Source organism: Proteiniphilum saccharofermentans, assembly GCF_900095135.1.
In the GTDB taxonomy this organism is placed as follows: domain Bacteria; phylum Bacteroidota; class Bacteroidia; order Bacteroidales; family Dysgonomonadaceae; genus Proteiniphilum; species Proteiniphilum saccharofermentans.
Genome location: NZ_LT605205.1, coordinates 4,100,959 through 4,122,397 on the forward strand (window position 1 = coordinate 4,100,959; position 21,439 = coordinate 4,122,397).

Genomic DNA, 21,439 nt, shown 5'->3' on the forward strand with positions numbered 1-21,439 from the left:
TCTTGTGAGTTTACGCAGGTTATGAATACTAGAATGTGATATACTTCGGTTCTCAAAGATAGCAATTTTAAGGTTTCAGCACTCAAAAAACAAAAAGCTTATTCTTTTAAATATTTTTTAGTTTTCTACTTTCTTTACGGAAGTCACCACATCATCTGTCAAGGTAAACTCTCCTGTATCGATGAGAAACCGGAGTACCGGAATAACTCTCTCCCGGTTTTCCTCCGAATTTTCGTTTTTATCCAAAACAGCATCAATAAGCTCATTGAACCGCAAAGATACTTGTTGTAGTAAAGTATCCCTCAACTTGTTCGCGATCTGATGGAACAGGTAGTTGGGCAGGCCGGTCGCACTCTTCTTCAGACAAACATCGCAGTGTCCACAATCTTCCGCGGAGAGTTCCCCGAAATAGATCAGCAGCATCCTGCCACGACAGACATCTGCCTCCTCCGCATAATGGATCATAGAGAAAATCCGCTTTTCGAAGCGCTTTTTCCGCTCTTCATAGACAGTACGGGGAATGGATACGAACTGAGCATCTTCACGGGAAGTGGTAAACACGATAAAAGGTGTTTTCTTCTGCGGTATATAGCGGATATATTTTGCCCTGGAGAGGGCAATAAGCATCTCGCAAATCTCACGTCGGCTCTTTCCGGTCTTTACAGCCAGTAACGACTCGTCAATATATACATCGTCCGAGAAAACACCGGTATAATTACGCAGGACAGCATGTAAAAGGCCATCCATCTCTTTCTCCAGATGTAACGAGTAGATATCGTCCCGGTAGATCAGAAAGCGGATACGGGAACGCATATCTATCTCTTCCGTATACTCAATATATCCCGCAAGCTCCAATATTTTAAGCGCATGATGGGTTTGAAGGAAAGGAAGTTTATATGGCTGACAAAACTCCTGAAGGCTGAAATCATATACATCGTTATATCCTGCCCCTACGGCTATCTGGTAATAATTCCCCAGCGCTTCATAGACTCTCAGTACAAAATCACGGGCAGGAAATGAATCTGTTATCCTTTTTTTCAATTTGGCGCTATCGGCCTTTGTGTATAGAATAATGGCATAAGAACGCTCTCCATCACGTCCTGCACGACCCGCTTCCTGAAAATACTCTTCAAGCGAATTAGGGAGATCCAGATGGACTACGGTACGCACATCGGGCTTATCGATCCCCATCCCGAAAGCATTGGTAGCGACTATCACCCTACAGTCGTTCATCTTCCAGGCATTTTGTCTGAATACCTTGTCTTCATAAGATAGGCCTGCATGGAAGAAGTCGGCTGAAATTCCTGCTTTCCGGAGTGATTGCGCGACCTCTGCCGTCTTTTGCCGGCTCCTCACATAAACGATAGCCGATCCGGGAACCGATTGAAGAACATGCAAAAGTTCCCCCGTTTTGTTCTCCACAGTCCGTACCACATACGACAGGTTCTCCCGTTCAAAACTTACCCGGAATACATTTTTTTCCTTGAAGAGCAGCTTCTCCTGGATATCATCTACCACTTCCCTGGTAGCCGTAGCAGTAAGTGCAAGCAAAGGAACACCTTCCAACAGTTTACGGATTTCCGCAATCTTCAGGTAAGAGGGACGGAAATCATATCCCCATTGCGAGATACAATGCGATTCATCTACTACCAGCAGACACACATTCATGGCCTGCAACTTTGCGATAAAAATTTCGGATGAGAGTCGTTCGGGGGAGACGTAGAGAAACTTATAATCCCCGAAAATACAGTTTTCAAGTGTGGTAATAATCTCTTCACGCGACATCCCCGAGTAGACGGCTGCCGCCTTGATACCCCGCTCACGCAGATTGTCCACCTGGTCTTTCATCAACGCTATCAGCGGTGTCACCACCAGACAGATCCCCTTCATGCCCAATACCGGCACCTGAAAGGTCAACGATTTACCGCCGCCGGTAGGCATTAACCCCAAGGTATCCCGTCCTTCCCATATAGACTGGATAATTTCTTCCTGCAAAGGCCGAAATGAGGAATACCCCCAGTTTTCACGCAGTATATTATGAAAAAGATCCGATTGCATATGCAAACGCCCTATATTATTACTCCTTTATATCCCTAATAATAAGCTGAGTAAAGGAATTGGCACCATGCCTGTTTTCTTCGATGGTATAACAAATATCCACCGGCAGGCCGGCTTTAATACGTTGATAGAAATTGTGCTGGCTAAAAGCGATGCCGGGAAATGGCCTGTCAGTTGTCTTATCCACAATCTCCAACTTAATATGGCGGCTTTCTTTTCCCACAAGCCTGCTGTTTCCGGCATCATACACCTCTCTGGTAAGAAATATGGGATTCTCATTTTCAGGGCCGAATGGATTAAACAAGTCGAGCCCGTTTATGAGTGCCGGGGTTATCTGTGAAAGTGATATCTCCACATCGACAGTAATCTGGGGTAACATCATCCGCGCCTCGACACCATCAAAAGAGAGCATATTAAACCGTTCGGTAAATGCCTGCAGATTCTCTTCCCGCAATGTCAGGCCTGCAGCATAGGTATGGCCTCCAAAGTTCTCCAGGATATCACGACACGATTCAATGGCTTTATATACATCAAACCCGGGAACCGAACGGGCAGACCCGGAGATCATTTCTCCCGATTTGGTAAGCACCACTGCCGGGCGATAATATTTCTCGGTCAGTCTCGATGCCACGATTCCCACGATCCCCTTATGCCATGTTTCATTATAAATTACGATACTTTTCTGTTGAATAATATCAATATGGTTATCGATATAGGCTATTGCTTCGTCTGTGATCTTCTTATCCAACTCACGCCGGTCTTCGTTATACTTATCAATATTCTTACTCTTCTCCCTGGCAGAAGTCATGTCATTCTCGATCATCAGGTCGACCGCCTCTTTCCCGTTCATCATCCGCCCCGAAGCATTGATGCGCGGACCTATTTTGAAGACAATATCGTTAACGGTAATATGTTTGCGTTGCAACCCACAGATCTCGATAATACCTCGCAGTCCGAAACTGGGATTAGAATTAAGCTGCTTCAGGCCATGATACATCAGGATGCGATTCTCACCCGTAAGCGGGACAATATCAGACGCAATACTTACTGCCACCAAATCGAGCAGCGGTTCAATATCGGAAAAAGGATACCCATTACGCTGTGAAAAGGCGTGCACCAATTTAAAACCGACTCCGCAGCCGGACAGGTCGCTGTACGGGTAAGTGGAGTCAAGCCGCTTTGCGTCGACAACAGCTACGGCATCCGGAAGTTGATCATCCGGCATGTGATGATCGCAAATAATAAAATCAATACCTTTTTCTTTGGCATAGGCAACCTTACTTACGGCCTTAATGCCACAATCGAGAGAGATAATGAGCTTTACGCCTGTCTCCACGGCATAATCGATTCCTTGAAACGAAATGCCATACCCTTCATCGTACCGGTCCGGAATGTAATAATCAATATTACTTGTTATTCCCCGAAAGAACTTGTATACCAACGAAACTGCGGTAGTACCATCTACATCATAATCCCCGTAAATGAGGATCCGCTCTTTGTTACCCAGAGCCCGCTCAATCCGCCGGATCGCTACATCCATGTCAGGTAGCAGAAAAGGATCATGCAACTCGTTGAGTTTAGGATACAAGAATCCGGTTGCTTCTTCCTTAGTCTCTATACCTCTCTTGATAAGCAATTCAGTAAGAACGGGATGTAAATTTAATTCTTTCGCTAATTCATTTTTTCTATTTTTTTGGTCGTTTGTAAGGGTTGAATAATTCCATCTGTAAGTCATTTATATCGTTTTTTTCTTTTCTCTCTCAAATCCCGAATCGGCTTCGGGAGCACTGCAACAGGATGTCAAAAAGTCCGGCGGCAAAAGATCTCAATAATGGCATATCGATATACCATTCCGAAGTTGTAAAGGTAATACTATTTTTTCTTTTTCGTTTATTTTACACAATAAATAACCCATTTTCTCCAGATCAATTCTTATTTGTACCTTCTTATTTGTACCTTTGTACATCAAAATCAATGCAAGAATGGAGATTGCGGCACTGGTATCAGGAGGAGTAGACAGTTCAGTTGTAGTACACCGGTTAAAGGAAATGGGCTACGACCCGACCATCTTTTATATAAAAATAGGGATGGAGGACAAGGACGGATATATCGACTGCCCGTCGGAAGAAGATATCGAGATCGTGTCATTCATCGCCAGAAAATATGGATGTCGCTTTGAGATAGTGTCGTTACATGAGGAGTATTGGGATAGTGTGGTACGCTACACCATCGATTCGGTCAAACGGGGATTGACGCCCAATCCCGATATGATGTGCAACAAACTGATCAAATTCGGTGTTTTTGAACAGAAATGGGGCCATCAGTTCGATAAGATTGCGACCGGGCACTATGCCACCACCACGGAGTTGGATGGATTGACATGGCTTTCCACCGCGAAAGACCACATAAAGGACCAGACCTATTTTCTGGGGCAAATAAGCTATATGCAAGTCTCTAAACTGATGTTTCCGATCGGCGATCTGCTTAAGTCGGAAGTACGGACTATTGCCGCCCGGGAGAAGTTACCGTCAGCCCAACGCAAAGACAGCCAGGGTATTTGTTTCCTGGGAAAAGTAAATTACAACGAGTTCATTGAACGCTACCTGGGTAGAAAGGACGGCCTTATCGTGGAACTGGAGACCGGGAATATCCTGGGCAAGCATCAGGGTTTCTGGTTCCATACCATCGGTCAGCGCAAGGGGCTGGGATTGAGTGGAGGCCCCTGGTTCGTGATCAAGAAAGATGTACAGCGGAATATCGTGTATGTTTCTAAAGGGTACGACACGATACACCAGTATGGTGAAATCATCAACCTGCAAGGATTTGAGTTTATCACCAAAGATATCTGGGGTGATTTTGATGGAGAAAAAGAGATTACCTTCAAGATAAGGCATACACCGGAGTTCACACCGGGAAAAATTTCAAAGATCGGTGATTTATACCGTATCCATTCCTCCGAGCCGGTGCAGGGCATTGCTGCCGGACAATTCGGGGTGGTATATGACACCGAGAAGAATTTGTGCCTGGGGAGTGGGATGATATATTGAAGTGGAAAGGTGCCTGAGTGATTGAGCGGATAAGCGGATAATGCACTTCGTGCGATAAATGATATATGCTTCGCATGATAATAGTTGCGCCGATACACACTTCGGCGATAGTTCTTTCTTAATTTTTAGTTTTTAGTTTTACAATATGAGACGAATATTTATTGTAGTTTTCCTCTTTTTGCTGTTATCTATCCCAAAGATACAAGCGCAATTTGAGGGTACCTTAGGATTGGGTGTACATGCAGGATATGGAGCGGAGGTCAACAATCTGGGTGGTGGAATACATATTCATTTCTACCGGACAAATAATATCCGGTTCGCGCCTTCATTTACCTATTTTCTGGAAGACAAAGGAGAAAATATGTGGATGACGGACCTGGATGCACATTACATCCTGCCGGTTTCCTACTCTGCCTCACTATATCCGATTGCCGGTCTGCATTACTCCCAATGGAAGTACGATGCTTCAAAAGGGAACGGAGATTCCGAGAAGGACTGGACAAAGAATCGTCTGGGTGCGAATCTTGGCCTCGGGTTTCAGCATGACATAGCCTACAGGGTACGGGCTAACTTCGAGCTGAAATACCAATTTATCAAGGATTACTCGCAGGTATTTTTCAGTGCGGGAATAGGATTCTGGTTTTAAATGAGAACCAAGAACCAAGAGCCAAGAACCAAGACAATTTAGAAATTAATGAGAATATGGAAAGCGGGCTTCAATCAATCTATTACACCCCAAATCAAACAACCAGGATTCCAAATCCCAAATCTTGGGTCTTGATTCTTGGCTCTAAAAGTCTATAAATATGAAAGATCTCATTACTAACGAAATAAAAAAAGAAAACGCCATACTCGTAGGACTTATTACACCCGAACAAAACGAAGAGAAGGTGAATGAATACCTCTACGAGCTGGCATTCTTGGCAGAAACAGCAGGTCTTACTCCCGCAAAACGTTTTGTGCAGCGCTTAGAGACACCCAATACAGTGACGTTTGTGGGTAGCGGAAAACTGCAGGAGATAAAGAATTACGTGGAAGAGGAGGAGAATGAGATCGGTGTGGTTATCTTTGATGACGAATTGTCCGCCCGCCAACTCCGTAACATCGAGAGAGAGCTCAAGATCCGCATCATGGATCGTACCAGCCTGATTCTCGACATCTTTGCCATGCGTGCCCAGACAGCACATGCCAAGGCGCAGGTGGAACTGGCGCAGTACCAGTATCTGCTGCCGCGATTAACCCGTATGTGGACCCACCTCGAACGGCAACGGGGCGGTGGCGGTACCATCATGCGCGGACCGGGGGAAACACAGTTGGAGACCGACCGCCGTATTATCCTCGACAAGATATCGCGCCTGAAGCAGGAGTTGAAAGAGATCGACAAACAGAAAAGCGTCCAGCGTAAGAACCGGGGAAAACTGGTGCGGGTAGCATTAGTGGGATATACCAACGTAGGGAAATCCACATTGATGAACCTGTTGAGCAAAAGTGAGGTATTTGCAGAGAATAAGCTCTTTGCCACGCTCGACACGACCGTGCGCAAGGTGACCATCGAGAACCTGCCGTTCCTGCTTACCGACACCGTCGGCTTTATCCGCAAACTCCCCACCCACCTGATCGAGTCTTTCAAGTCGACCCTCGACGAGGTACGCGAGGCCGATATCCTGGTACATGTGGTGGATATTTCACATCCCGCCTTTGAAGAACAGATAGAAGTGGTAGAAAAAACCCTGTTCGAGATCGACGAAACAGAAAAACCCTCCATCCTTGTCTTCAATAAGATTGACGCTTTTTCACATGTCGAGAAAGATGAAGACGATCTCACTCCGAAGAAACGGGAGAATTACACACTCGAAGAGCTAAAACAGACCTGGATGCACAAGATGAAGGAGAACTGCATCTTTATCTCGGCCAGGGAGAAAACAAACATCGACAACCTGAAACAGATTATCTATGATAAGGTAAAAGAGATTCATATCACCCGCTTTCCCTATAACGACTTCCTGTATCAGAATTACGAAGAGGAGGAATAGAATTCCGGTCCTACACCAACTCCTCAAGCCGGATAATTCCTGCACGGGTAAAGGAAACCCGGAAGCGCTTGTAATCCATCTGGTCTTCAAATTGCAACTGCATCAGAATATTCAGATAGTAAATCTTTTCTCCGTATATCTCAACGGATTCGCCTTCTTCATTGAGGTAGTAAATCGCCTCTTCGGGGTTATCCGTCTTTTGCATGAAACGGGAGAGGTGGAAACGCATGATATCATTTATCCCTGCAATCGGATATTCACTGTTCTTGTTGATTTCCACCCGGTCCAGAAATACTTGCTTGCGGTAAAGGATAATTTTTTCGTCGGTTATACGATTCTCTGCTTCCACCAAAGCACTCCTGCTCCTCATATTCATCACTTCCCGGGGCACTTTGTCCTCAGTAATAAAATCAACCGCTTCCTTGATCCATCCTATTGAAGCATCCTTGATGCCTATTTCGGTCTTATTGTCAAAATACCGGTTAAGCCGCTTGTGTGCAAAATAGTAACGCATCAGTTCCTTGATACGGTCTTTCAGCATATAGCTTACCACCAGCGCGATGAACAGCGGCATTGTAAAGTTGCCGTACTTCATCTGGAACGAGAATGCCACGGTCGTGGCAAAAATCATGGAGAGTCCGGCGGCAAGGCTGTAATAAATTTGCTCCACCAGCACACCATCTTTCTTTTTACGTGCCCGTAAAAAGAGATCGCTTTCGGCATATTTCTTCAAGATGCTTCTCCTGAAAATAAACTCCCTGTTTTTTAATGGATTATCCTTATCCACGCTGATATATTTCATCTCTTGCCGGTATGCTGCCTCATCGTGCCATAATGAAGTCAGAAGACCGATAGATTGCTCATACTTCCCCGCATCCTTTCTCTGCAGAAAACCGATAAGATAACACGTTCTTTGGTCTACCAGGTTGCTGATATATTCATCGGCAAAGAAAAAATAATTGAGATATTCGGAAGAGATGGTCGGCACATTGATAATTTTCCGGAGATACCTGAATTTCAAAAGGATATTCCTGACACTCTCCACATAAGAAGCAATCAGGTATTCCATATCATCTTTGATATTATTTTTCAGCAGATGGACCACTTCATCGCGGATAGCACTTTTAAAGATGGCGGTGAACATTTTTATCTGGGATTCATACTCCTTGATGGCGGTACGTGTAGGCTCACTGGCAGTCTTATGGAAAACCCGTTCCAGATTCTTCAATGGAATAGCCTCACCTTCACATATCTCTCGCAACAAAAAAACGGGAGTTATCAACCGGATATAACTCTTTACATCCCGGTAAAAATGGCTTTTATCATAGGTAAGGGAATTGATATCGAGGCTATTCGGAATGAACATCCAGGTGTTGATAGAAAAATTGCTCTGGTCGCGTTTACGGCGAACATGGAATCCTACCTTGAACTCAATGGAAAACTTATCATGTATCTTAGCTGCAATATCAATCATTTTATCAACCTTCTCCTATCTTTTTAAAAGAATAATCCGTTAGTGTATCCCAACCATCTGAATACCGTCTCTCCCCAGACAATAATCATCACCCAGGCAATGATCATCATCGTAAAGCCAAATTTAAATGTATCGCTCCAACTATACTGGTCAGTTGTATATAACAACGCAGCGGGTTTACTGTTGAACGGCAACACATATACGTGATTGTTCAGCAATGCCACCGGAAAGGCGAGGCTCAACGGATGGAAGCCAAACTGTTGTTCAATACCCAGTGCAATAGGGATGAATATCAGTGTACGCATCGTCTTGGACTGGAATATCAATGCGCTGAAAAGCATCAGGAATGTCAGCACCAGATAGATTACCCAGAAAGGGGTAGCCGCGGTGATTCCCAGCTTGGCAAAAGAAACATTGACGATTGTCCCGGGTAAGCCGGTGGCATCAAGACCTACGCCCAACGCATACGCGCCTGCGGAGAACAGCATCAGGTGCCAGGGAATATCCACTTCGTTCCAGTTCACAATCCCTATTTTGGGAAGTAATGCCACGATAGCACCCGCGAAGGCTACCGTTGTCTGACTGATACCGTGTTGCTTGTCTGTCGCCCACAGCACAAGTACCGCCACAAATATGGCAATAGCCTTATATTCCTGCACACCCATCTTCCCCATGTTGTGAAGTTCCTCTTTAAGGCGTTCCATTCCTCCTTCAATCTGGGGGACTTTTTCTTCTTCCTTTAGCGGGAAAATAATTTTGGATCCCACAAACCATGCAATAAGGATCAGGATAATAGCCAACGGGAACCCGGCGACAAACCAGTCCTGATAGCTGAATATCCTTCCGCCGATCGCTCCCGCCATCAATGCCGCGGCCAACAGGTTGGAACCGGCACCGGTGAGGAAACCTGAGGCCCCCACATTGATCTGGAACAGGTTTTGCAAGACCAGGTTCCTCCCGAAGTTATTTCGTTTGCTTCCTCCGGTAGCCCCATAGATGGCAGCAATGACCATAAAGATAGGCAATAAAATGGCAGCTTTGGCTGTTGTGGCCGAAATAAAAGCAGAAAGGACAATATTGATAATGATAAAACTGAAAATTATCCACGACGCCGATTTCCCGAAGCGTACCATAAACCACAATGCAAAACGCTTGGCCACCTGCGTCTTCACCAGCATACTGGCAAGCACAAAAGAGAGGATATTCAACCACATCACCGGATGTCCAAGTTGTGCAAAAGCGGTCTTCTCGGTGGTAACCCCAAAAACAACAATGCCGAAGATCACCAGTAACGATGTCAGGTAGTTGGGCAGGGCCTCGGTAATCCACAGCACGATAGCTGCAGCAAATATGGCAAGCATGGCGTAATTGATCCTGATAAACGCCTCATAACCCAGAATATCCAGGCGTGCTGTCGCTGTGGTATCCAGGCCATCCGCCGAGAGCGTATTCAGGAAAGGTATATCGATAACCCAGTAGATCAGTGCAAAAACGATGATAGCCAAAGGGGCTCCCACCATAGCCATCCATTTTTCAACACCGGATTTTTGCATCTTAGGCAGTTTCTCTATCCGGTAATTATTCATGTCGATCGGATCGAACTTCGTCTCTTTTTCCATTCTCTCTTCTGTTTGGGAAATTTTCAGGTACGGGACACGTGTCATACAGACTACGTCTCCCGAAAAAGCTTGTAACTATGTCTCAGGTAGTATAAAAATAACGTTTATAAAGAGTCGTGACTACCACATGGCAGCACGACTCTTCATGAAAACAGATTCAAATTGACTCTACCACTTGGTATAAGGATTCTTCATCAACATCGAATTGTAAAAACGGGCATCGCCGGTCACTTCTTCACCCAGCCATTCCGGTTTTTCAAACTGGTCACCTTCGCTGGATAATTCTATCTCCGCTACAACCAGTCCCTGGTTTTCACCATAGAACTCATCCACTTCAAAAGTAAACTTGCCCGATTTTACTTCATAACGGGTTTTGTCGATCACGCCCGGTTCGCAGATCTTAAGCAGCTCCTCTACTTCCGTTACCGGGATCTCTTTTTCCCACTCATAGCGGGATGCTCCGCTTGCGCTGCCCATTCCCTTTATGGTGATATAACCCTTGTCGCCTTTGATACGTACCCGAACGGTGCGTTCGGGAACCGACGAGAGGTATCCCTGGGTAATACGCATCTGCCTGGCCGCTTCATTCTTAAAAGCATCAGACGTCACCAAAAACTTTCTTTCTATTTCCTGTGCCATGATTGTTATATAATTAATTTGCCAATGGTTTGTTGATCATTCCGATCACACGTTTGATCGCCTGCAGGTAATTGATATTTTCCACACCTCCCAGACCGACTTCCTGAATGGTTTTTTTAATATCTTCCACTTCGGTCGATTCGGAGTTGATGGTTTTCACCATCGCACCGTTGATATACACTTCTCCGGTTTCACAGATCGTGTCGTTCACCATATATCCATAGCGATGTTTCTCCACTGTCACAGCCTGCAGGTCGGGATGCGCATCGATCATACCCAGGAACTCCTCCAGTGTATAGGTATCTTTGGTGAGTTGGGGCAGGTTATCTACTTTGAAAGCGGGAAATACCTCTTCGTTCAGCACGGTAGCGGAGATAGGGAATTCACCTTTCATCAGCGGATTCCATTGTTCCAATCCGTCAACAGTCTGTACGTAGGTCTTGATATCCATTTTTCCGTCGCGTATCTTTGTATTATTTACATCGTTCGTACGACTCACGATGTAGGTTTCCGTGCTGCGACGCTCCCATACTTTCTCGGGTACGGGAATGGAAAGACGGGCCATCCGTTTTTCCGCCTCACAAAAACAACGTCCGAATGAACGGAACTCAAATCTCGGTTTCGAGATTGCACCAATCTCCATCTTTTCTTTGCTCATATTATTTTGATATTTATTATTACAACTCATACGACAACCTCAGAAAGGACCGGAATAAACAAACCGAATCGGCATGCAACATCCCGGTCTTCCGTCTGATTTACATATCGAGAAATTGTTTTATTAGCTTTGAGGAATATCGTTTCCTGTGGCTGGATTAGCAGCACCGTTTGTCGGCGTGGCCAACTTCCAGTCTCCGGTTCCATTGGGAATCCGTTGATAGGAATTGGGTGCGGTATCACTGATACCAACACCAAGATTCGATTCATCTCCACGCAGGAAGACGCCTAAACTCGCTCCATCAGGTCCGAACAATTCAAATTTCAGGTTTTGCTTTGGTGAAATTCCGCTTCCTCCTGACAAATGCGGATTGTCAGGGTTACTCTGGATAATAAGCACATATCCTCCTGCGGGTATTTTACCGCTCTCCGCCGTTCCTGTCCACCAGGCACTTGAACCATTATTCTTCACAAGTGATACGCCGGTCAATGAAAGCTCCACCGATCCCTTGTTAAATAACTCAATAGCTTTGCTATTGCCATCAATTTCATTTAATACCAGATTGTTATAATCAATAGGAGGTGCTCCCACCGTATACGTCAGTTCATTTGAGACGGCAGAGACCCCTGCTTTATTATCGGCTGACACAGTAAATGTAACAACTGCCTTATCGGCCTGTTTTGGAATTACCCCGGTATAGGTATCACCGTTTCCTTTTGTCATGGTTACCTCCGACTGGCTTCCGCCGTTTACCTTATATTGAATCTTGGCTCCGGTCACGCCTTGCAGGTCGGTAATGGTCGCCGTTATGGTCACGTCATCAGCAGGAGTTACTTCCAGCGGGGCGAACTCTACTTTCTCTATGTTTGCCGGGCCTTTATACATCTCGTCTTCCACGCATGATACAGCCAGTAATACCAGTACAATAAATATATTTGCTATTAAAAATTTAGTCTTCATTATGATTGTAAATTTAGAGGATTATTAGAAAACAATTTCACAACGCAGTGATACCATGCTGTAATCTATACCCGCTTTGCCTTTCGACTCGGTCACTTTTGTATAGTCTTTCGTAGGTTTACCGGCCGCATCATGGCCTACCAACAATTTACCTTTACCATTCGCATAACGGTCGTTGTTGTTATACTGGTAGTTGAGCATGAATTTCACATTATTATTCACCCAGAAGTTCATGCCCAGGGCATAAGCTTCGGATGCCCCACCATAGACACCTCCATCGAAATCGTTCAGGTCGATACTCTCATAACGGGCAGTCAATTCCAAATCACCCCATTTTTGTCCGCGCTGTACACGATTGTATTTTGCTCCTCCGTAATCGTAGCGTTGCTGACCGCCGAAAAGAAGATATCCGGCCTGTGCATACCATCCGCCGAAATTCTTGTTATCCTTGTTCACCATGGGGGAATCGTCCTTAAGGGAAACGGTACTCCCAATATAGGCGGTTTCCACGCGAAGCCCTTTATAATGGCCTGCCAACTCTGCTGTATAGAGCAATGAGTGATCTACCCCTTTAATCACATCGGTATCGACATACTTTTTCCGGTTGATAGAAGTAGAGTTCCTGGCACTGTAGCGTACACCGCCAAAATCGGATGGCGCATCAGTAGATTTGGGAGTCCGGTATGATACCGCTCCTCCTATATGCAACCCCATGTCATTGTATTTGTGTAACGGGCGTAAAACCAGTTTTCCGGTGTACGACTCTCCGGTACCGCGACCATAATCCTTATTGTTATCCTGTACATTGGTCACTTCTTCCAATCCTGCAATCTCCTGAAAGAAAATACCGGCTGACGCCCAGATCAATGGGATACTGTACTTGATATTGGCTCCCAGATGACGGGATGGCGCGAGATATGTCACCATAGGACGCTCCATAAACTGAAGGTAACGGGATGAGGTATTCCTTTGCATGGAAAAATTTTCTTTGAAGTTACCCACTTGTATTTCCACATTCTTGATCCCGTCGTAACGGAGAATGGCATCTTTCAACTCCGCAGTCCCGTCAGCCATGTCGATATCAAATTCACCGTACCAGTTCCGCGTTACCTGGGCTTTTACCGCAAAACGGGCACGACGGATACTGGCTCCGTTTCCAATCTCGTCATAATCATCATCCACACCGAAAAAGCCTGCGTAGTCGGCCTGAACCCGTCCATCAAGCCATATCTTGTAATCAGAATCTTCCGATTCGAAAACAAGCCTTCCATCCTGCATTTCAGTCTTAATCTTCTTAGACTGTACTTCCATTCCATACTGGTCGTATTTTACCCCGTCCTGTGCGAAAGCGGAGCCTGTAACAAAAAGTACCAGCAATAAACAAATTGTTTTTCTTCTCATTCGTAATATTATTTTTAAATTAAACATGTTATAGTGATTGAATAAACTGTGTCAGACTGTCGTTTCTATTCAGCCCCATTTTGGTTCTTAACCGGTAACGCGATATCTCTACGCTTTTGGTTGAAATATTAAGCAGTGGCGCCATTTCTTTTGATGACAAACCGATTCGCAGCAGGACCAGAATTTTCTTTTCTTTATTTGTCAGGTTAGGATAGGATTCATTTAGTTTTTCGATGAATTCCATATGCACTTGTTCGGCCTGGCGATAGATCTCATCTACTTCACCCGAAAAACTCATACGCTGTTTTATCTCTATCAACTGGTTTCTCAGTAGTTTATTCTTTTCCTCGGCAGTACTAGCCCTGATAGCCTGCTCTATGGAGTCCGAAATAAGTTCCAGGTATCTGCGCTGTTCACCGATGTTTAACGAATAGGTTATCAGCTGATTTTTTTTCTCCTCCAAACGGGTGGCCAGACTCACATTTTCCAATTGAACGGTACTGACTTCTATTTCATTCAATGCTTTCTGGTAATCGCTAAACTGATTCTGTTCGGCTTGCCGATAACCCTCGGCACGCGCTTTCGCGTAATTACGCTTGTTCAGGACAACAGTATAAATAATAAAAGCTATTACCAGAAGGATCAGCGCCATAAGGAAAAATTTATTGGTTGCATTTACAGGTATGTAGTATGTCACAGCAGCAGCTTGCTCCGCATGAACTACCGGATCGGGGATGATCTCATTATCCGACACCGGGATTCCGAAAACCCTGTCCACAAAGAATAAACTGACAAACGTGAAAGCAGCCGACAGGATGGGAGTAGTAATCCAACTCAGCATAATATTCCCAAGCATCTTCATCTTCAGTTCCTGTACTCCCTTCACAAGTCCTACGCCGATCAAGGCACCGACCAACACTTGGGTGCTGGAAACCGGCACCAAAGGTATCGGCGGCAAACCGGTACTTATTAACGCGTTGGACAGGGATGTAGAAGAAAAGATAAATAAAACCAAAGCTTGCGCCAGTACTGCCACGATCGCCATTTCCGGAGTCATTGACAGAACACCGTTGCCTATTGTGTACATTACTTTCTTGCTATAGGTAAAAATACCTAAGGCGATCGCGAGGGAGCCGATGAAAAACAGCAATTGTGTTGAAGAAATATACAACGAGCCGATACTGAGTGAAACAGAAAACGAATTCACGAATACCCCCATCACATTGGCGATATTATTTGCACCCAGACTGTAGGCGGCAAACGCGCCGACAATTATTAATGAAGTCCTGATGATTGACTCCATCTTCAGCATGTGCATACGCGATGAATGGATAAATTTGCGAACCAGCAAATACAAGACAAAAGAGAATACGGCGCCCAGGATCGGGCCAAAAACCCACGAGCCCACTATTTTTACCAAAATGCCGTATTCAACAGGATTTGAAGTGTAATAGCACCAGCCGATAATAGCCCCGACAATGGCTTGGCCTGTTGAAATAGGCAAGCGATACTTTGTCATTATCGTCACGATAATAGCGGCGCACAGTGCGACCGTAAAAGCGCCCCCAATCATATTTACGGAACCCAGTTCAGATAAGGTCTTCGTGGTACCGGCCCCCTGTATTACCGCCCCCAGTATAACGAATATGCTTCCGATGATAGCGGCTGTCCTGAATTTGACCATCCGGGTTCCGACTGCCGTACCAAAGATATTGGATGCGTCATTGGCGCCTAATGACCAGCCTAGAAACAGCCCACTTACAAGGAAAAGGTATATAAACATATCTCCTAAATATTATACCATTCGTTTAATTGCCATAATAGAGAGCAGATCCGCTACTTTTTCGGCCGTGTCCGAGATATTTTCTATATGCAATGTGAAATACCGCAAATGGAACTTTTCACTCAACTTTAGATCCGGCATTTCTTTAAATATCTTTCGCCGGATGATATCTGCCATCAGGTCAGTTTCCTTTTCATAAAAATAAACCCTGTGTATCTTTTCATTTACATTTACAGGCTCATTAAAGTATGACTTCGCGGCAGGTATCGTGGATTCGGCAGCAGAGACCGATGTTTGGGTAAGGCGGATAAAGTCGGATATCAACTCTGCAGGAATATTGGGTGTCTCCACCTCAAATTGGAATAAATTCTTTTTTGCCTGATCAATCAGATTGTCCATCTCTTCAAGCAGGCGCATGATATCTCCCCGTACCTGTGGCATCAACGATTGGACATACAAGGTCGTTTCAATCTCTCGACGCAACTTATCAGAATCTCTCTCTGAGTTAGCGAGTTCCAATATATCGTTATTGAATTTCTCTGTATTATTATACAGGTAATTTTTCACTCCTTCTTTAAAAAGCAACAAACTCTGGTCAACACAATTCAAGAATTTATCAATGAGTTCTATGGATTGATTGGTTCGGGAAAATAACATGATTGATATAGCAATTAAAATGTGATTGGTTATAACTAAAATAAAAACTGTTACACGACAACAATTTTTCTGCAATGTTACGAAACTTTTCAATGACGACACCTCAATATCAGGAAAAATACATAACACACAATCAAAGGGAATAAGGCCGGAATGTATGGTTAACTATTACAATATAAACTTAATTATCACCATATTGAAAAATTAGATGTATAGTTGTTAATTAAAAAAATCAACTCTACATTCAAAAATGTAGAGTTGATGTAAAGGTGTAAATATGAACCTACTAATAATTCTCATATCCTTATCTTCCTCGCATAATACATGATCACTGCCAGAATAGCAAACAACCCCAAACTACCGACTAACAGGGAGTAGCTTTCCATCCGGATCAACAGGAAGACAAAGACATACAGAAAAGCCAACAGTGATCCCACCAATACCCCCTGTTTCCGATTTCCAAGGATAGCCGCCATATGGAGCGTGATCATCACAATGGTCATGAGTGCTGCCACAGCGTACGCAAGATTAAATCCCCATATTTCGGACATGGAGAGGAGCAGAGCGTAAAAGAGCACCAATGCCAATCCGACAAGTAAATAGTGGAACGGATTGACCGGATTTTTCTTAATCAATTCAATAAAAAGCACTACCACAAACGTAAGCAAAATAATCAGTACACCATATTTCACACTTCGTAAATTCTGATGGTACTGATCGACCGATTGAATGAATTTCACCCCAAAGAGCGACGAAGCCATCAGATTGATCGCTGCACTGTCATCGCCCCCTACTGCCTGTCCGTAACTGCGATTAAGATCCAACACTTTCCAGGCGGCCGAAAAACCTTCATCCGTGATATCGTGGTTCACGGGCAGGAAATCGCCGCCGAAACTCGGTGTTGCCCAATCCGATTGAAAAGTTGCCGTCGTCACTTTTCCCACCGGCACAACGTACAACCCCATCGATCCGTTCAGATACAACGTTACGGAAAAGGATGTATTTCCATCCCTCATTGCAGTTATGACCGACGAATCGGTACGGGCATTCAGCCCCGCTGCAAAGATCCCGGAAAAAACATTCGGTGCTGCCACCGATTTTTCTGTGTCGGGAATATATATATTCATGTCCGGATTCGGGCCGGTAAATAAATTTTCCACCGGAATTCCGGGTTCCATAAGGAAGGTCTCCCCGTTAAGTTGTAATGAGACTACCTCACGAATGCCTCTCAGATCGGTTATTCCCATGATAACACGGGCTTTATCAAACTTTATATCTTCTTCTTTAATACCGGCCTTCTCAATCTCACTCATATCAAAAGTACCCTCCAAAGTGATCTCGGATTTATAGACCGACGCATCATAAATGCCGCGCTTGCGTTTTTCCACTGCCGCATTAGCTTGTATATCCAGCGTTTCAGGAAACAAAAGGATATCCCTGTTAACTATTTCACGCTTATCGTTCACAATCCGCTCCTGAGTATACGGAATAGCGATACACGGTCCGGCCACGATCTGCTCACCACTCCATTTTGAAGTAATATCCTGAACTGCACTGGATTTCGTTAATTTTCGCTCATTGATAAGCCCGCGGATCATTCCTAACGGAATCAACAACAGAAGAGTTAAGAATCCAATTATCACCAGCTTAATACTTGCAGAGTAGCGTTCAATAAAACTCCTTTTATTTCCGTTCCCTTCCGACGGTAACGGTGTCATTGGATTTGAAGAATCCATTGTTTCCATATTGTCAATTATCAATTACAAATTATCAATTACGAATTACCAAATCGGTAGATAATTATCCTGTTTGTCTTCCATTTCACAGTTCCACTGTCCCACACCTTTTCACCATCTTTTTCCACCTCTTCACCGTTCCACCTTATTCAAAAAAGACTCCAATGCCTGAAGATGTTCCCGAAACGCCTTCTCTCCTTTTCCGGTTCGAGCGAATGTGGTCCTCGGTTTTCTGCCGACAAATTGTTTCTTCACAACGATGTATTCCAGGCTTTCCAGTGCCCGGGTATGGCTCGCCAGATTACCGTCGGTCACTCCCAGCAATTCCTTCAGTGAATTAAAATCGATCTCATCATTCACCATGAGAACCGACATAATCCCAAGCCGGACTTTGCTCTCGAATGCTTTATTGATATCTTCCAGATGTTCAATCATGCTGCAGAATATCTTTCAACGCGAAAATAGAAGTAAATACCATACACAATATGCAGGACACCAAATCCGATCGCCCATAACAACAGTCCCTTTCCGGGAAAGAATGCGCATATCAGTCCGAGAAGCAATTCACTACATCCCAACCAGAAAATATTTCCGTACGTGTACTTTGATGCATTAATGAGCGATAGTCCGTAAAACAGCAACATGACCGGAGCAATAATTCCTACATCTCCTCCGACAAGAAGTGCAACACAGAAAATTCCACCTACGGTAAGGGGCAGGAAAAAGTTCAGAAATGTGCGGTAAGCCGGACCATTGATGAAAGAATGATTCATTTTTTTCGCTTTCCGGGCTGAGAAGAACAGAATTGTAGACAATGATAATACGAATACAATAAGAGCCACAAGAATAATATGAGGGGCAATGGTAATCCAGCCGGGGGTAGAATACTCACCAGGAATCTCTTTAACCGGTGATATAATGCCACGGGCTACAAATGCTCCCGCCAACGCATATAAACCGATAAGAATGGCAGATGTGCCACTGAACGATAAGAAACGAGATGATTTCTCCATCATTACCCGTATCTCTTTTACTGCTTCGACCGCTTCGTTATTCTTCATAATTAAAAGTACTTTGAAATACAAAGTAAATATATAAAAATAAACTCTCCAATATACGGAGAGCCCATTTAAGAATATTTAATATATATTTTTCACCTGCACAACGCTTCGTTCAGTGCGATCACCGCATCTTCATACCGTTCACGTTGGATCACGAACTGCATATTGACCTGCATCAGTGACTGGGCAAAACTTTCCACGTTGATCCCTTTCTCATACAATGCTTTCGTCGCCCTGTAAAGGAATCCGGGAAGTGCAATATTGGAACCCATGGCACAAATAATGGCCATCGGCTCTGCTCTAACCTGATAAAACTGTTCCTGAAGGACTTTGACTAATTCCCTGCTCTTCTCATGATCCCACACCACCATTGTAATAGAGTTGGCGTTGGTCGATTTCAGAATATAGCTCACCTCATGCTTCACAAAATATTGCATGAGATGCCCGTCGAAACCCACTTCACCCACCATCATCGGGTCGTGCACTTCGATGGCAAGCACTTTTCGCGAACCGGAAACGATTTCCACACGGGGTTCGGGTGAGATATAATCACGTGATATAAGTGTTCCGGGATGATTGGGCTCAAAGGTATTCTTTATACGGATATTGATACCTGCCAGTTCCAATGGTTTAGCTGCCTTGGGATGAATGGCCTCCATGCCGATGTCGGCCAACTGGTCAGCAATGATATAATTGGTATGTCCTACGGGAATACTATTCTCCACTCCCACAATCTTGGGATCTGCACTTGAGAGATGGTACTCCTTATGAATGACCGCTTCATCGGCCTTCACTTCCACAGCGATCTTACTGAAGGTCACTTCGCTATATCCCCGGTCAAATGCACGCATAATCCCCTCGGTACCTTTGGTGTACCCTGTAGCGATACAAAGTACACTGCTGAAATCTATATCGCTGAATTCCTTATGGATTCGTTCATCAATAGTCAACGATTCATTATCATTAAATCCGCACAGATCCACAAAACGGGCATTGATACCGTTGTTATTAAGAATGTTGACGGAATTCCATCCTGAATGAGCTTCTCCGATGGATGCCAGAATTTCGCGTGCAGCCAGATGTATCGCTTTCGGATCTACATAACCCGATGCCAACACTTTCCCGAGGCTGTAAAGCACCGTTTTGGCCTGATCCACCCGAAAACGAATAAAGTCGCGTGCCTCTTTCAGGTCGAGCCCGTAATCGGCAAAACCATCATTGATCAGAAGTAAACGCTGACAAAACGCATCCAGTGCGCTACTATAATCCTCTCCATTCAGGAATTTATTGTAAATGCCCGGCTCACCGGTCTTCTTGTGTTCAAGTAACCAGTTGGTTACGTTATTATAGGCCGAAACCACAAAGATGCGGTTATATAGTTCATCTCCCTTGCGATCCCCTTTGATAATGTTTTGAAGCACATCCTGAAATTGAGACATGGAGGTACCCCCGATTTTTTCTACTGTCAGCATATATATTATGAATTAAAAAGAGTCAAGAACCAAGAGCCAAGACGATTTATCAAATTGATGATTTACTGATTAGCAGATTACACCTATAATAATTACCAATTATTAAATCAATACATCATCTCATTAGCATATTAACTCATTAGTACCCGGGGCGCAAAGATACATTTTTTTATTTTTCTCATGCTAACACATAGGAAAAAAGTGGCTTCTAAAACCGTCTCAATTCCCGGTATACCTTGAAAATGGGCAATCCCATCACGTTGAAGTAAGAACCTTCTATTCTCTCTACTCCAACATAGCCAATCCACTCCTGCACACCGTAAGCACCTGCCTTGTCCGATGGATTATATTTTTCCACATAATAATCGATCTCATCGTCCGTCAACTGTCCGAATGTAACATGAGCCGTATCCGAAAAACAGACCTGTTTTTGTTTCGAGGTCAGGGAAACTCCCGTAACCACACGATGTGTTTCTCCGGAGAGTTTTTTAAGCATCCGTTTTGCATCTCTCTTGTTTAACGGTTTACCAAGAATACGGCCATGCAACAATACCACCGTATCGGCAGTAATGAGCAGCGTGTCATCTTGCATCATTGAAATATATGCTGATGCTTTTTTCTTTGCAAGGTATTCCGGAATTTCCTCATGTGGGATGTCGTCGGGATACGACTCGTCGATATCCGGTAAAGTCAGCACTTCATATTCCACGTCAATTCCAGAAAGCAACTCTTTTCTCCGCGGAGAATTGGAAGCGAGGATGAGGTGATATTTATTTGTAAAAAGACTCATAAATTAATGGGTTTATCCTATTGTCTTAAACTCCTGTCAACCTAGATAGTT

At 44.3% G+C, this 21,439-nt stretch carries 18 protein-coding genes; 3 read left to right on the forward strand and 15 right to left on the reverse strand.

What is annotated here, in order from left to right; genetic code table 11:
* Positions 1-117: 117 nt before the first annotated feature.
* Entirely contained in the window at positions 118-2,058 is a 1,941-nt protein-coding gene (locus tag PSM36_RS16005) for a RecQ family ATP-dependent DNA helicase (RefSeq protein WP_076931759.1), read from the reverse strand.
* Between the two features lie 19 nt (positions 2,059-2,077).
* Entirely contained in the window at positions 2,078-3,793 is a 1,716-nt protein-coding gene (gene recJ, locus PSM36_RS16010; RefSeq protein WP_076931760.1) for a single-stranded-DNA-specific exonuclease RecJ, read from the reverse strand.
* A gap of 247 nt (positions 3,794-4,040) precedes the next feature.
* Between recJ and mnmA the strand changes: the two genes are divergently transcribed.
* The 3 genes from mnmA to hflX all read left to right on the forward strand — a co-directional run bounded on the left by mnmA (position 4,041) and on the right by hflX (position 7,138).
* Positions 4,041-5,105, forward strand: coding sequence for a tRNA 2-thiouridine(34) synthase MnmA (gene mnmA, locus PSM36_RS16015; protein ID WP_076931761.1), 1,065 nt, complete (start codon positions 4,041-4,043; stop codon positions 5,103-5,105).
* A 145-nt stretch (positions 5,106-5,250) separates the two neighbouring features.
* Positions 5,251-5,751, forward strand: coding sequence for an outer membrane beta-barrel protein (locus tag PSM36_RS16020; protein WP_083711102.1), 501 nt, complete (start codon positions 5,251-5,253; stop codon positions 5,749-5,751).
* 160 nt (positions 5,752-5,911) lie between these two features.
* Positions 5,912-7,138, forward strand: coding sequence for a GTPase HflX (gene hflX / locus PSM36_RS16025; RefSeq protein WP_076931763.1), 1,227 nt, complete (start codon positions 5,912-5,914; stop codon positions 7,136-7,138).
* Between the two features lie 10 nt (positions 7,139-7,148).
* Here hflX and PSM36_RS16030 read toward each other — a convergent pair whose 3' ends face one another.
* The 13 genes from PSM36_RS16030 to PSM36_RS16090 form a co-directional block, all read right to left on the reverse strand.
* Positions 7,149-8,612, reverse strand: coding sequence for a hypothetical protein (locus tag PSM36_RS16030; protein ID WP_076931764.1), 1,464 nt, complete (start codon positions 8,610-8,612; stop codon positions 7,149-7,151).
* Positions 8,613-8,635: 23 nt separating this feature from the next.
* Positions 8,636-10,231, reverse strand: a complete 1,596-nt coding sequence (locus tag PSM36_RS16035) for a DASS family sodium-coupled anion symporter (RefSeq protein WP_076931765.1) — start codon at positions 10,229-10,231, stop codon at positions 8,636-8,638.
* 168 nt (positions 10,232-10,399) lie between these two features.
* Positions 10,400-10,870, reverse strand: a complete 471-nt coding sequence (locus PSM36_RS16040; protein ID WP_076931766.1) for a CYTH domain-containing protein — start codon at positions 10,868-10,870, stop codon at positions 10,400-10,402.
* A gap of 13 nt (positions 10,871-10,883) precedes the next feature.
* On the reverse strand, positions 10,884-11,528 hold the full coding sequence (locus tag PSM36_RS16045; RefSeq protein ID WP_076931767.1) for a hypothetical protein: 645 nt from the start codon (positions 11,526-11,528) through the stop codon (positions 10,884-10,886).
* Positions 11,529-11,651: 123 nt separating this feature from the next.
* Positions 11,652-12,488, reverse strand: a complete 837-nt coding sequence (locus PSM36_RS16050) for a lamin tail domain-containing protein (RefSeq protein WP_076931768.1) — start codon at positions 12,486-12,488, stop codon at positions 11,652-11,654.
* 24 nt (positions 12,489-12,512) lie between these two features.
* The gene (locus PSM36_RS16055; RefSeq protein ID WP_076931769.1) at positions 12,513-13,889 is read right to left on the reverse strand and encodes an OprO/OprP family phosphate-selective porin; all 1,377 of its coding nucleotides are present in this window, start codon (positions 13,887-13,889) and stop codon (positions 12,513-12,515) included.
* Positions 13,890-13,917: 28 nt separating this feature from the next.
* Positions 13,918-15,672, reverse strand: coding sequence for an inorganic phosphate transporter (locus PSM36_RS16060; protein ID WP_076931770.1), 1,755 nt, complete (start codon positions 15,670-15,672; stop codon positions 13,918-13,920).
* A gap of 12 nt (positions 15,673-15,684) precedes the next feature.
* Positions 15,685-16,329 (reverse strand): DUF47 domain-containing protein, encoded by a 645-nt coding sequence (locus PSM36_RS16065; protein WP_083711103.1) that lies wholly within the window; start codon positions 16,327-16,329, stop codon positions 15,685-15,687.
* Between the two features lie 296 nt (positions 16,330-16,625).
* Positions 16,626-18,065: a cell envelope integrity protein CreD gene (gene creD / locus PSM36_RS16070; protein ID WP_076931771.1), complete on the reverse strand. Its 1,440-nt coding sequence runs from the start codon at positions 18,063-18,065 to the stop codon at positions 16,626-16,628.
* Positions 18,066-18,197: 132 nt separating this feature from the next.
* Positions 18,198-18,500, reverse strand: a complete 303-nt coding sequence (locus tag PSM36_RS16075; protein WP_019538429.1) for a winged helix-turn-helix domain-containing protein — start codon at positions 18,498-18,500, stop codon at positions 18,198-18,200.
* The gene (locus PSM36_RS16080; protein WP_076931772.1) at positions 18,497-19,126 is read right to left on the reverse strand and encodes a hypothetical protein; all 630 of its coding nucleotides are present in this window, start codon (positions 19,124-19,126) and stop codon (positions 18,497-18,499) included. Before PSM36_RS16080 ends, PSM36_RS16075 begins: the two co-directional genes overlap by 4 nt.
* A 92-nt stretch (positions 19,127-19,218) precedes the next feature.
* A complete protein-coding gene (locus tag PSM36_RS16085; protein ID WP_076931773.1) occupies positions 19,219-20,598 on the reverse strand; it encodes an aspartate kinase in 1,380 nt (459 codons plus the stop codon).
* Positions 20,599-20,806: 208 nt separating this feature from the next.
* Complete coding sequence (locus tag PSM36_RS16090) at positions 20,807-21,388, reverse strand: Maf-like protein (protein ID WP_076931774.1); 582 nt, start codon at positions 21,386-21,388, stop codon at positions 20,807-20,809.
* Positions 21,389-21,439: the final 51 nt, after the last annotated feature.